Raw genomic sequence first — 1,015 nt, forward strand, 5'->3', positions numbered from 1 at the left:
AAGTTCGCACGATGTCAAGGGTAGGTAAGGTTCTTCGCGTTGCATCGAATTAAACCACATGCTCCACCGCTTGTGCGGGCCCCCGTCAATTCATTTGAGTTTTAACCTTGCGGCCGTACTCCCCAGGCGGTCGACTTATCGCGTTAACTGCGCCACAAAGGTCTCTAGGACCCCAACGGCTAGTCGACATCGTTTACGGCGTGGACTACCAGGGTATCTAATCCTGTTTGCTACCCACGCTTTCGCACCTCAGCGTCAGTGTCAGTCCAGAAGGCCGCCTTCGCCACTGGTATTCCTCCCGATCTCTACGCATTTCACCGCTACACCGGGAATTCTACCTTCCTCTCCTGCACTCTAGCCTGACAGTTCCGGATGCCGTTCCCAGGTTGAGCCCGGGGCTTTCACAACCGGCTTATCACGCCGCCTACGCGCGCTTTACGCCCAGTAATTCCGATTAACGCTCGCACCCTCCGTATTACCGCGGCTGCTGGCACGGAGTTAGCCGGTGCTTCTTCTGTGAGTGATGTCCTTCCTCGGGGGTATTGGCCCCAAGGCGTTCTTCCTCACTGAAAGTGCTTTACAACCCGAAAGCCTTCTTCACACACGCGGCATGGCTGGATCAGGCTTGCGCCCATTGTCCAATATTCCCCACTGCTGCCTCCCGTAGGAGTTCGGGCCGTGTCTCAGTCCCGATGTGGCTGATCATCCTCTCAGACCAGCTACGGATCGTCGCCTTGGTGAGCCATTACCTCACCAACAAGCTAATCCGACATAGGCTCATCCGATAGCGCAAGGTCCGAAAATCCCCTGCTTTCTCCCGTAGGACGTATGCGGTATTAGCCTGGGTTTCCCCAGGTTATCCCCCACTACCGGGCAGATTCCTATGCATTACTCACCCGTCCGCCGCTCGACGCCTGGAGCAAGCTCCATCGTTTCCGCTCGACTTGCATGTGTTAGGCCTGCCGCCAGCGTTCAATCTGAGCCATGATCAAACTCTTCAGTTTAAAGTCTGACT

At 56.0% G+C, this 1,015-nt stretch carries 1 rRNA gene; it reads right to left on the reverse strand.

Going from position 1 to position 1,015, the window contains the following annotated elements:
* Nucleotides 1–1,004, reverse strand: a 16S ribosomal RNA gene (locus OP497_RS17450); the annotation flags it as partial.
* Nucleotides 1,005–1,015: the final 11 nt, after the last annotated feature.

The organism is Halomonas sp. 11-S5, from assembly GCF_029889825.1.
GTDB lineage: Bacteria > Pseudomonadota > Gammaproteobacteria > Pseudomonadales > Halomonadaceae > Halomonas.